This window comes from Mesorhizobium sp. P2_B11 (assembly GCF_056404855.1).
The window spans coordinates 499,905-512,087 of the sequence record NZ_JBFUDF010000005.1 but is presented as its reverse complement, the minus strand read 5'-3'; the positions used below and the strand labels follow the sequence as shown (position 1 = coordinate 512,087).

The window sequence follows — 12,183 nt, the reverse complement described above, 5'->3', positions numbered from 1 at the left end:
AAAAGAGTCAACAAAATCAAGTTTGCGTTAACCATGTCTCTTGAGAACTGGTTAACCGAACGCATTCGTCGGCGATGCGTTTTGGCCAAGTAGGCTGTCCCATCAACTGTGCACCAGCGCCCATGAATCGGCGACGGCGGGCGCTGTCGAGCACCCGCCGTCGTGATGTGTCGATACTGCGCCGGCAATCAGCCGCCACGCAGACGCGTCGGGCTCAGGCTTGCGACGGTCATGCCCCGCTGTTGGGAAGGACACGTCGGCAGAAATCGGCTCGCATCCGCGTAGGTCATGGTCGCGATGGAGCTCTTCAGCCCGCCACGCTTGGCGATCCAGCCGCGAACCCAGCCAGGGTAGTTTTTCATCATGAAGTTCGCGGCCACCTGATTGCCCCGCGCGCCAACGCCATACGGCAGGTGAAAGCCGAACGACGCGCTCTGCGTGATGCACACCTTGCTCCTGGGCATCGACAGATAAAGCGTGCAGGCCGAGTCGCACGAACCGTTGAACCGCACAAAGGTGCCGCTGCGGCGCATTTTCAGCGCACGGATGGCATAGTCGATCACATAGCCGCCGCGATCGCCACTGATGGTCTTGACGTTGGCAGTGCCAAGGTTGATGCGTGGACGCAGCAGTTCCCCTGCGGAGCTTGCCGAGACCAGAGCGCCCATCAAACCGAGCGCACCGAGAAGCTTCATTATCGTTTTCATTTGTGCCTCCTGCTATGCCGTCAATGACTAGCCGGGAGGCGTAAAGATTGAATATTCCGTGTCGCTAAAGTTGTATCAGTCGATTGATTGTGAAGCCCTTTTAGGACCTGATTGACGATTTGGTTTACCAATGACGCAGAAGGATGATCACTGAAAAGTAAACCTGTCGCGGCATCATCGCAGATCGACTGTGCTGCGGAGCGCACTCGGCGGATGTGGATCAGAGGAAGTCGGATGGCCGTTGGTGGCAAGGAGCGGAGGCCGTCAAGGGAAGGCAAACCTCGCCGCGTCTGCGTCGTGACAAATGCAATCGATCATGGTGGCGAAGACGGCGCCATGGTCGAGCTCGCCAGGCTTTTCGCCGAAGATGGCGACGACGTCACCCTGCTATGGGTTCCAGGCAAGAATGCTCCAGCGGCGGAGGCAGCGCGCCAGCGCGAGCTGGAGGCGCCCTCGGTGCGACTGGAAATTCTCGACAGGTCCGATCAGTTGCTTCCTTCGCTGACGACGCCCGAGAGCCGGTCCGCCGCTGTGCTGCATTATCTCGAACGGTCCGGCCACGATTTGGTCTACGCGCCGCTTGAGAGCGGGTTGCCTTACTACACGCTGCTGGCGGTCGAGACCGCGGCCTTTGCCGCGCCGCCCATCGTGGTCGTCGCCCACGCACCGGAAGAATGGGAACATGAAGCCGACAAGGCGTTCATGGACAGCACCGAGGCGATTGCCGTCGCCTACATGGAGAAATACTGCGCCGAGATGGCGAACAGGACGATCTGTGTGTCGGCAGCCTTGCGACAGTGGATGTTGTCGAAGGGCTGGAAGGTGAAGAAGGCGATCGTGACGCCGATGTTGCCGCTGCTGGATCGTCCAGGTCCAGCCGGCGCGCGGCCGTCGATTGTGACGGGAAGTGCCGGAGAACTTGCCGTCTTGGCCGGATGGCGCTTCCGCGATGGCCTGACACTGCTTTGCGACGCGCTCGACATCATCGCGCCAACAGCGCCAAAGGAGCTGACGGTCACCGCATTCGGTCCATTCGGAAAGATCATGGGCGAGCACAGCGGTGGACTGCTGCTTCGACGCGCCGAGCGGTGGCCGTTCAAGCTCAACCTGTTGGCGCACGCAAGCCCCGCCGCAAGGCTCGACTACGTCGCGCGGACCGGCGCGCTTGCCGTCATCCCCGCCCGCGCCGCATCGACGGGCGGCACCGTTGCCGCATGTATCGAGGCGGGATTGCCTTTCGTTGCGACCAATGTCGACGCGAATGCCGAGCGCTGGAATGCGCAGGCGAGGCAGCCGCAGCTGGTCGATCCTGACGCTGCCGCGTTGGCGCAAGCGATTTCGGCGGCGCTCGATGACCCGCCTCGCCCACTGCCTGTCGACAGCCTCAGCCAATGTCGGCAGTCCTGGCTGGATACGCGCAATTTGCCGACGCCGGTCAAGCGCAGGCGCGTCGACAAAAGTGCCGGGTCGTCACCGCTGGTCTCCATTGTCATGGCCCATCGCAACCGGCCGCTCTATCTGAAACAGGCAATCGCGGCGATCGAAGCGCAAACCTACGATCGCCTGGAACTGGTTCTGGTCGACGACGGAAGCGACATGGACGAAGCCAGGCGATTGCTGGATACGCTGGAACCGACCTTCCGTCAGCGCGGATGGAAGATCCTGCGCCGACCGCACAAGCATCTCGGCGCGGCGCGCAATGCCGGCATCCGCGCTTCGCGTGGCGAACTGATCCTGTTCGTCGACGATGACAACGCGCTGTTTGCCGAGGCCGTCGATCATTTCGTGCGTGCGATGACTACATCGGGTGCCGACATCTGCACTGCGTTCCAATTGATCTTCTACGAGGACTTCGTGCCCGAAGATCGCGCCGACGGGCTGATCCAGTACCTGCCCCTGGGTGGTCCGGATGCGCTCGGCCTGATCCATAACGTCTACGGTGACGCGAATGCGATGATGCGCCGATCTGTCTTCCCGCGGATCGGCTTCCTGATCGAAAAGCCCGGCTACGCCATGCACGACTGGGAGTTCTTTGCGCGAGCCTCTCTCGCCGGCCTCAAGCTCAGGACGATTCCAAAGCCGCTATACTGGTATCGCTCGAAACCGGATGGAATGTTTCGGACGTCGAACTGGTACGACAACCGGCTTCCCGTCCTGGAGGCGTTCAGGTCGAGCCAATCCGATAACGTCCGCCTGCTGCATCATTTGGCCATCGCCCAGAACACGCACCGGTCCGAAATTGAAAGTGCCCGCGAAAACCTGAAATATATCCCCGGCAATCGAAAATATCTGGAGCTGTGCGACATCGAACCGAACAGCGATGCGGCCATAGCGAAGCTTGCCAGCATTGCCGGGTCGATCGGCCGCCCCGATACGGCTGCCACCTTGCTTGGGCGCCCCGCCACATACCACGATGCCCCGGCCCGTCCCGATGTCGGCGGCAGTTCGGTCATCCTCGACTACGACATACTGAGGAGTGCGCGGTTGCTTACACCGCGCGTCTCGGCTCTCCCGCTGCTGCTTGTCGCACCGGATGACGGTGGGGTGTTCTTGCGTCCGCATGCGGACGGTCCGGTCGCCGCATCGCTTGACCACCAGTTTCCAGCCTTCTTCCGGAAGGTGGAAGCAATCGTTGAAATCGCCCATGCCGATGCGCCGGCTATGGATTTCGGTCTCGCCCTTGCTCGCCCCGACCAAACCATAGATTGGCAACAGGACATCGGCGCGCAAGCGATCGCCTTTTCAGGCTGGGTGAGCATCGAAGACAGGTTTGTGCGTCATCCCTTGGTGGCAGCGCTTCGCACACGAAGGAAGATGCCGCTTTCAATCATTCTCACCGTTCGTTTCACCGCAACGTCCAATGGTTTTCCGACCAATGCGTTCTTCCGCAAGCTGACACTGTTCAGCGACTAAACGTCGATCCAACCACGCAAGGGAGATCCGGACGCAAGCGAGGCCGTCCGTCAATCGTGCGCGTTAACCACCTTGGTGGAACCTTCCCAGAATGGTTGACAAAACGTTAACAGATGCTAATATTTCAGTGGGTTGAAGTAAGTGGGGTTGTGTTATGCGTAGAATTCATTCGCTGCTGTTGGGCGGACTTAGTCTTCTGGGGTTGAGCGTCGCTTTTGCTGACGCCGCGCAGGCGAGTGTCGACCCTGGTGGTGTCAAGGAAGCAGAGCTTGCCTGTGAGCTGGCCCTAAAAACCGGCACCATCGAGGCACTTGAGGATTATCTGCACCGTTACCCGAATGCTCCGACAGCCTGCAAGGCGCTTGCTCTCAACAGCTTGGGCCAGTTTGCGGGCGGTGAAGGCGGCAAAGACCACGGTGAAGGCGGCGGCCGCTACGGCGGATAAGCATCAGCCGGGAATTTTCCCTTCGGTAGTTCGAGCACATCAAGTGGCGTAGTCGCTGCGCTGGTGTTGCATGGCCAGGGTTGATACAAAGCCGGCGTAGCGCTCCGAGGTTTTCATCCAACCGAGTTCGACGAGCTGGGCAGCGTCACCCCGATAGCGGACAGACCTTTGGTTACGGAGCGCGAGTTTCGGATTGCGCTCCAGGGCCTCCATATAGGCTGCGCGCTCCTCAAGCGTCTTTTCCTTGAGCTGCGCATTTTCACTTAGAGACGACGCTGATTTCTGGCGAAATCCCCAGACGAATTTGAAATGCAGCAATGCGACGCGCAGTTCGCTGAATCGCACCTTGCTGATCGTGTGCTGTGCGACGTGATAATGCGTGCCCCGCCCCCATTTTACGATCGGCACCTTTGTCAGGCACGGGGGAAAGGTTTGCTTGAAGCGGCCGTGCCAGAAGACCCGTTCCCTCACGCCACCGAACATCTGCTGCGGTGGATACATACCGTCGCGGGCGCGCAGCCACCCCGGCTCCGGGTCGAAGTAGGGTGAGGCTTCAACAAGCGGGATCTTGCCATCATAGCTGTATTCGGCCAACGGGCCGTCGGCGTACATGTCGATCATGGAGCCTATGACGGCGTCGGCGCCGGTCGAATCGAGATAGCTGCAAAGCTGCCGCAGATTCGCTCGCTCGAAATCGGGATAGACGAGAAGCTCGTCAGCGTCGATCGAAAGGCACCAATGGCCGGTGCCGAACACATTCATGAGCGTGTTGATCCATCGCGGCGGATCGATGTTTTCAGCGAAATGCGATCCTTCCGTGTGGAAGCAGTGGCTGTCCGGCTGCTCCAGGATCAGCTCACGCGTCCCGTCCGTGGAACCATTGTCCAGGAAGAAAAACCGATCGACGCCGAGGCCGCGGTAATGGTCGAGAAGGTGCGGTAACAGCGTCGCTTCGTTGCGCAGTCCGACAAAGCACAAGATCTCGCCATCGGCCACGTCAATCGGCCGGTCGTCCAGTCGCGCGAGATGCTTTGGGGATCGAAGTTCAACCATCCGTACGTCATCAACCAGTTTACGCGAAAGGCAGGTACGGTATGGAGAGTCCCGCGAAACGATTATCAAAGTGTTATCCAACTGTTGGCAAGACTGTTTCGAATGAAGCGGGCTGACAAGGGGGACTCATTGAGCGTTAGTTCCAAGGCAGGCGCTATGCCCAAGGGCAAGCGGCAGGCAAGCCAGAAGCCTCGCAATGTGTGTGTCGTTTCGGAGGTTGAGTTCGGCTCGACGGCGACTGGCGATCACGGGTCGGTCACTTACGCGCTGGCGCAGCATCTGGCGGGAACCGGCGACACCGTGACGCTGCTTTGGGCGCCGAGCCCGCTGGGCAGCCAGCCCGACGATCAGGAAATCGCCAGGCTGGGCAAATGGTGCTTCGACAATTTCCTGGTGCGGCTCGAATTGTTGCCGCCCTCGCCCGAGTTGCTGCGCGGCACGGAGTCCAGCGACAAGAACTCATTGGCCGTCTACCACTACCTCAAGCAGAATGCATTCGACGTCGTCTATTTTGCGCTTGAAGGCGGACTGGCGCATTTCTCCACGCTTGCCAAGCGCACGGGCGTCTTTCCCGACCCTCCTGCTATCGTCGTGCTCGCCCATGAGCCGCTTGCGTGGAAGCTGGAAGCCAATTCCCGGGCGGTCGAACGCAAGGAGCAGATGACCGTCGCGCATATGGAAAAGACGTCGGCCGAGACGTGCGACCATCTTGTCATCGCTGGCCAGTCGCTGCTCGACTGGATGGCCAAGGCGGGATGGAAGCTGCCCACCAGCAGTCACATTGCTGCGCCCCTCGAGCCGGAGGAGTGGCGTTCGAACTTCGCTGTCGATCACTACAGGCCGCGAGAGCGGCCCGCCGCCGAAGTGGTTCATTTCTCAGGCACCGAGGCGCGCGATGGACTGACGCTGTTCTGCGATGCGCTCGATCGTCTTGCCGACAGCGGCATCACCGATCTGACGGTGACGGTTGTCGGCGCGTTTGGTCATGTCCTGGGCGAGCACTCGGGCGGCATGATCGTTCGGCGTGCGCGGCAATGGCCGTTCAAATTGAAGCTCCTGCCCATTCGGGATGAGCCCGATATCTACAGATACCTGCGGCAGAGTCATGCTCTGGTGGCGATGACGCACTCAGCGGCTCAGCTGCCGCTGGAAGTGATGACGTGCCTCAACGAAGAGATTCCGTTCATTGCCACAGATGTCGGCAGCATTCGCGACGTACTCCATCCGAAGTTGGCTGACGCCGTCATGATGGCGGCGTCGGCTTCCGCCATCGCGGCCAAGATTAGGTCTGTGCTGGAAAGCCGATCGTTTGGTCCGGCAAAGCCCGTGCAAAAACGCGAAGCGCTCGAGAAAACCTGGAGCAGGCTGCACGCGAAATTCTCCCGCGAACCCGCCAAGGTCTCCAGTCGCAGCCGGAGCCAACGGCCGCTCGTTTCGATCATCACTGCGCACTACAACCGGGCGCGCCTGTTGCCGCAGGCGATTGCCTCGGTTCGGCGCCAGGACTATGCCAACATCGAATTGATCGTCGTCGATGACGGCAGCACCGATCCCGATGCAATCAACCTGTTGGCGGAGCTCGAACCGGAGTTCGAGCAGCGAGGCTGGCGGATCATCCGGCAGAAGAACGGCTTTCTCGGCAAGGCGCGCAACACCGGTATCCGTGCCGCCAGGGGTTCGCTGATCCTGTTCCTGGACGACGACAACGTGCTGTTCCCGAACGCCGTCAGTACGTTCGTCGCCGGCATGCAAAAGTCCGGCGCCGATATCTGCACGACCTTCGCCAAATGGCTCAACGAGCCCTTCGTGCCGCCGGACACCAAGAGCGGCTATGTGCTTTACTTCCCGGTTGGCGGACCGACGGACATCGCCATGCTCAACAATCCGTATGGCGATGCCAACGCGATGTTCCGGCGTGAGGTGTTCGACAAGATAGGTTACCTGAACGAAGAGCGGGGGTTTTCCGCAAGCGATTGGGAGTTTTTCCTTCGCGCGGACCTGGCAGGTCTGGAGATCGTCCCCGTCCCGGAGCCGCTCTATTGGTACCGGTCGGCGCCGACGGGCATGAACAGAAATGCCGAGTGGTTGAGGAATCGCAAGCCGATCATCGCGGTCTTTCGCAAGCATCGGTTCACGAAAACGGACATGTTCGTGCAACTCGCCATCAGCTCGAACACCGACAATCATGAGAAGGAGCTCAACCTCTGGAATTTGGAGCTGCGGGTCAACGACGAGCGGTATCTCAGGTTGAGTACGGGTCCCGCCAACAGCGCAGACGCAATGCAGTTGCTGGCCGAGATCGCGGCACGCGAAGGCAGGGCGGATACCGCAATTTCGCTTCTCGCCCGTGCAGGGCGAAGCGACTTCTCCCTGGGTATGGTCGAACTACTCAACGCGGCGACGGAAGAGACGGTGCCGGAGTTGCATTCCTCACTGTACAGCGAGCAGTATCTTTCCGCCGAGCCCATGCGCCTGGCTCATGTCAGTTCGTATCCGGATGCTGATCCGGACCTGCTGAGCTATGTCGAACAATCTCCGGACCAGTTGTTCCTCGAAGCCAAGGGCAGCAATGTCACCATGGCCTTGCTGAAAGGCGTCTGCCCGCCAGGCGCCATAGGCGCGACGTGTTGGGTTTACCTCGACGAGGAGCTGACGGGCTCCGCGCAATTTCAGATCGCCATCGTGGACGCAGAAAACCAGACCTTCAGCAATCTCGCCCAGCTGCTTGAGGATGGCAGCGGCAGCGGCTGGGCTGATGTCAGCCGACGGCACGAGGCGCGCGAGATAGGTGCGATGGTCAGTTCGCCGGCAACCGGCAGGCGCGATTTGTTGTTGGCAGTCAAATGCGGCGGCAGCCGCCCGGACGCGCGCGTCCTCGGCGGATTTTCAAGCGTCCATATCCGCCATGTCGTTTCGAACGGTGCGAGGCGCCCGCGCCTCAACGCACCGCAACAGCGCCAACGCACGCGTCGAATGACCAATGACGAAATGAAGCGTGCAACGCTTGTGACGGATTATCCCTCCGAGCTGCCGACGCTGCTCATCGCCGGCGACAATGGCGGCATATTCCTGCGGCCGAACACGCATGGTCCGGTTGTTGCAGCGCTCAATTCGGCCTTCCCGGCCTTTGCCAGAAGTGTTGTCGCGACGGTCGAGATCGCCCACGATGACGCATCCCCATTCGAGTTCGCCATGGCGCTGGGCAGGCAGGAAGAAAAACTCGTGTGGAAACACGATGCTCCTGTCGGCGCCTTGTCATTCTCGGGATGGACGCGCGTCTCAAGACCTTTCGAACTGCATGACCTGAAAGTTTCGATCCGCGAGGTCGATCGCAAGTGGCTGACGATCTATCTGGCAATCCGGCTGCCACGCGGCTCGAAGCCGATGCCGTCCAATGCTTTCTGGCGCAAGCTCTTGCTGGTGTGGGACTGACAGGCACGCGTCGTTCGATCGCGAGAACGTTACCTTGTCGAAGCACTGAGTGCGGTACAAGACTGAGCGCGTTCAGGAGGTGACAGACGATGAAGAAGTCTTTCAGTCTTGTTCTGGCTCTCATTGTCATTGCCTGCAGCGCGGCATTTTTCACCGCGGCTGCCCAGGAACGCGACGTAGGCCCGAAATGCGTCCAGTGGAACTCGTACCGGGTCCTGTTCAAGAAGGGCGACGGCAAGATATCCGGTGAATCCGCGAAGGCGCTGGCGGCTTTCGTCAAGGATGCTGGGCGCGATTGCGGGTACCGGCTCTACGCAACGGCAAGCAAGGAAGGCGACTACAACAAAGCCTACGACATCGCTGGTCGCAGGCTCGATGCAACCGGCGACTTTCTCAAGGCGCAAGGCGTCAAGCCCGAAATGGTGCTGGCGCTTTCGCATTGGGTTGATGACGGCGCCGCCGACACCAATACGGCGCGGAGCGCAATTCTGTACACGCTGCCAAAGCAAGGAATATCGTGCCGGCAATATGAGAAGCGCAGCCCTGTGCAGGTCGACCTGTTTTTCTATAGCCAGTCATATGTGATTTCACCGCGGATCAAGGCCGACCTCGAGACGTTCGCCGCCAGCATCCGGGACTCACGCTGCAATGTCGAACTGACGGCTCTCGCGGCCACGGAATTCACCGGCGCCGACGCTGCAAAGACGAACAAGGAACTGGCCAAGCAGCGCGTGAAGGCGATCAAGGATATCTTGACCGCGGCCGGGATCGACAGCGACCGTCTGGTGGACACCAAAGTCGAGTACGTTGGCGACCAGAAGCCGAACGACGCTCGCAGTCGTCTGGCAACCGCATCCCTGATGTAACGGCTCACGGTATCCAGATTGGCCGCCTTTCGGATGCCTGACACTACCTTGTGTTGGCGCTGTCGCGCAGCCGTTCCATCTCATCCAGCAGCATTTCGAGACCAAGCTCGAATGTCGCGTCGAATTCGGCGGTGCCGAAATAGCGGCCAGCGGCCACGACATTGGGAAAATCGCGCGCCAGCTGCTCGTCGCTGACCGTGCTGACCGCCGACGGGCCCCGGGCATAACCTGATGTCTCGTCGAGGATGGCGCCCATCAGGTAGTATCCGACCGTTCGGAACAACCGCGCCCCCAGCTCAGTGCCGAAGCCGCCGGCTTCGAACAGACTGATAACGCTGTTCAGCCAGGCAAGGCAGGTTGGCGAATTCATCCGGTAGGTAACGAGGAACGGCGCGAAGGCCGGATGCTCGCGGCCGATGCGGCGGAAATCCTGCATGGCCATGCGCATCCTTTGCCGCCACGGCAGGCCGGCGTCGGGCATTTCGAGCGCGCCGATCAGCCGGTCGACCAGCGCTTCGTGCAGATGCGCCTGTGAGGGGAAGTGATGATAGATGCTCATCGCCTCGCAGCCGAGCGCGGCGGCGAGCTTGCGCATCGAAAAGCCGGTAAGCCCTTCCCGCTCGATCACTTCAAAGGCGGCGTCCTCGATCATTTCACGGGACAGCCGGCCGCGTGCTCGCTTTTTTTTGATCGGTGAGTCCATGGGCGTCGCTTGACAACTTACACTGTAAGGTTCAATTTCCGCATCACCTTACACCGTAAGGCTAACAAACACCAGAGGAGAAAACCATGTCTGCCTATCGCACGCTTTCATCGACCCATTCCCTCGTTCGCCCGCTGCTCGCGGCCGCCGCTTGCGCGCTGACCTTGACGCTGGCCGCCGCACCCGCCCGTGCCGATGACTATGACGCGACCATCAAGGACATCCAGTCGACCATGGGCGGCGTGCCGAGCTTCGTGAAGCAATTCCCTAGGGCAGGTCTGCCCGGCGCCTGGGCAGAGGTCAAGGCCATCGAGCTCAGCGACAAGACAGCGCTGCCGCCGAAGGTCAAGTCGCTGATCGCGCTGGCGGTGGCGGCGCAGATTCCGTGCACTTACTGCGTCTGGTCGGACACCCAGGACGCCAAGCGCGCCGGCGCGACCGACGAGGAGATTCAGGAAGCCGTGGCGATGGCGGCGCTGACCCGCCACTGGAGCACCATGTTCAACGGCATGCAGGTCGACTTCGACACGTTCAAGAAAGAGATGGGCGGGGAGTAGCGACCAGCACACAGCCGGCATGACGCGCAAGCAACGTGCCATGCCGGCGGCTTCGATCACGGCGTGCTTCACCTCGCGCCAATTGCATCGGGACGTTGTCAACACCGCCGATTTCGCGCAAGCCTGATTGAGAGAGTCGCGATGGGCGGGCGGGCTTGATGCAGGTCTTCGATGGCAGGTAGCACAGTGCTGGTCACCGGAGCGCGTGCGCCGGTGGCGCTGCATCTGGCGCGGCTGCTGCACGGCGCCGGGCGGCGGGTGATCCTGGCCGACAGTCCTGCCCGGCCAATCGCCGCCGCGAGCACCGCATGCGCCGCCTACCATCGCTTGCCGCCGCCGCGCTTTGCTGGCGAAGCCTATGCAGAGGCCGTTGCCTCTCTTGTCCGCGCGGAAGGTGTCGAGTTGGTCATCCCGACCTGCGAGGAAGTCTTCTATCTTGGCCAGCTCTGGCGCGACCGCGCCATGCCGGCCCGCCTGTTCGCACCCGACATGGCGATGCTTTCCCGCGTCCACGACAAGCACGCCTTCATTCGGCTGGCGCAAAGCCTCGGCCTCGACGTACCGGAGACGACGCTGCTGCAAAGCGATGCCGATCTTGCGAGCGTGCGCGGTCATTCGCGCGAGTTGGTGTTCAAGCCGGTGTGGTCGCGTTTCGCTCGTGACGTGCTGCTGCGGCCATCGCAGGGCGAACTCGACGTCGTCCGCCCCTCACCTGCCGCTCCTTGGGTGGCGCAGCGCTTTGTCGCCGGCGACGAGATCAGCGCCTATGCGGTAGCGCTGAACGGCAAGCTCAAGGCGCTGGCGCTTTACCGGTCGCTCTATCGCGCCGGCAAAGGCGCCGGCATCTGCTTCGAGCCGGTCGAGGATGCGGCCGCGCGACACTTCGTCGAAACCGTCGTCGCCGGCACCGGCTGGACCGGCCAGATGTCCTTCGACCTGATGCGCGAGAAGGACGGCAAGGTGCTGCCGCTGGAGTGCAATCCGCGTGCCGTGAGCGGGCTGCATTTCTTCCGCGATCCGCAGCGCTTCGCCGACGCCATGCTGGATGACGGTCCGGACGTGAAGCCCGATGTCGCCAGGCTACAGACGGTGCGGCTGGCGATGTGGATCTTCGGGCTGCCTGCGGCGCTGCGATCGGATGGTCTTGGCCGCTTCCGCCAAACCATGCGCGAGGCCGATGAGCTGCTCGACTGGCCTGGCGACCCCGCGCCCAAAAAAGCGCAATGGCGCGCGCTGGCCGAGATCGCCGGCACCGCACTGCGCCAGCGCATCAGCCTGCAAGCTGCGTCGACGCGAGACATCGAGTGGAATGGGCCGGCTGATCGTATTTGAGACAAAGGTTGGCGGGTCAGCGCCCCCCTCTGTCCTGCCGGACATCTCCCCCACTTGGGGGGAGATTGGCAGCTTCGGCGCCTCGCTCATCCTACAACGTTGATGATTGGCGAAAGCCGTAGCGACATCTGATCTCGCCCCTTGTGGGCGAGATGTCCGGCAGGACAGAGGGGGG

The 12,183-nt window shown here is 61.3% G+C and carries 9 protein-coding genes; 6 read left to right on the top strand and 3 right to left on the bottom strand.

The features are described from left to right. Positions 1-188 precede the first annotated feature (188 nt). Positions 189-707: a hypothetical protein gene (locus AC1DYJ_RS19130; RefSeq protein WP_477288074.1), complete on the bottom strand. Its 519-nt coding sequence runs from the start codon at positions 705-707 to the stop codon at positions 189-191. 822 nt (positions 708-1,529) lie between these two features. Here AC1DYJ_RS19130 and AC1DYJ_RS19125 point away from each other — a divergent pair. Both AC1DYJ_RS19125 and AC1DYJ_RS19120 read left to right on the top strand, forming a co-directional pair. Next, positions 1,530-3,620 carry a glycosyltransferase family 2 protein gene (locus AC1DYJ_RS19125; protein ID WP_477288076.1) on the top strand — a complete coding sequence of 697 codons (2,091 nt, stop codon included), beginning with the start codon at positions 1,530-1,532 and terminating at the stop codon, positions 3,618-3,620. Between the two features lie 154 nt (positions 3,621-3,774). Next, a complete protein-coding gene (locus AC1DYJ_RS19120; protein WP_477288078.1) occupies positions 3,775-4,065 on the top strand; it encodes a hypothetical protein in 291 nt (96 codons plus the stop codon). A 39-nt stretch (positions 4,066-4,104) separates the two neighbouring features. On the opposite strand, the gene AC1DYJ_RS19115 is transcribed toward AC1DYJ_RS19120, so the two are convergent. Continuing rightward, the gene (locus AC1DYJ_RS19115; protein WP_477288080.1) at positions 4,105-5,118 is read right to left on the bottom strand and encodes a glycosyltransferase family 2 protein; all 1,014 of its coding nucleotides are present in this window, start codon (positions 5,116-5,118) and stop codon (positions 4,105-4,107) included. Positions 5,119-5,274: 156 nt separating this feature from the next. Between AC1DYJ_RS19115 and AC1DYJ_RS19110 the strand changes: the two genes are divergently transcribed. Both AC1DYJ_RS19110 and AC1DYJ_RS19105 read left to right on the top strand, forming a co-directional pair. Continuing rightward, entirely contained in the window at positions 5,275-8,550 is a 3,276-nt protein-coding gene (locus AC1DYJ_RS19110; protein WP_477426191.1) for a DUF6212 domain-containing protein, read from the top strand. A gap of 89 nt (positions 8,551-8,639) precedes the next feature. After that, positions 8,640-9,416 (top strand): OmpA family protein, encoded by a 777-nt coding sequence (locus AC1DYJ_RS19105; protein WP_477288083.1) that lies wholly within the window; start codon positions 8,640-8,642, stop codon positions 9,414-9,416. Between the two features lie 43 nt (positions 9,417-9,459). On the opposite strand, the gene AC1DYJ_RS19100 is transcribed toward AC1DYJ_RS19105, so the two are convergent. Then, positions 9,460-10,068, bottom strand: coding sequence for a TetR/AcrR family transcriptional regulator (locus tag AC1DYJ_RS19100; RefSeq protein ID WP_477288085.1), 609 nt, complete (start codon positions 10,066-10,068; stop codon positions 9,460-9,462). A gap of 137 nt (positions 10,069-10,205) precedes the next feature. Here AC1DYJ_RS19100 and AC1DYJ_RS19095 point away from each other — a divergent pair, with 137 nt between their 5' ends. After that, positions 10,206-10,676, top strand: a complete 471-nt coding sequence (locus AC1DYJ_RS19095; RefSeq protein ID WP_477288087.1) for a carboxymuconolactone decarboxylase family protein — start codon at positions 10,206-10,208, stop codon at positions 10,674-10,676. A gap of 171 nt (positions 10,677-10,847) precedes the next feature. Then, positions 10,848-12,008 (top strand): ATP-grasp domain-containing protein, encoded by a 1,161-nt coding sequence (locus tag AC1DYJ_RS19090; RefSeq protein ID WP_477288089.1) that lies wholly within the window; start codon positions 10,848-10,850, stop codon positions 12,006-12,008. The last annotated feature ends 175 nt before the right edge of the window (positions 12,009-12,183 follow it).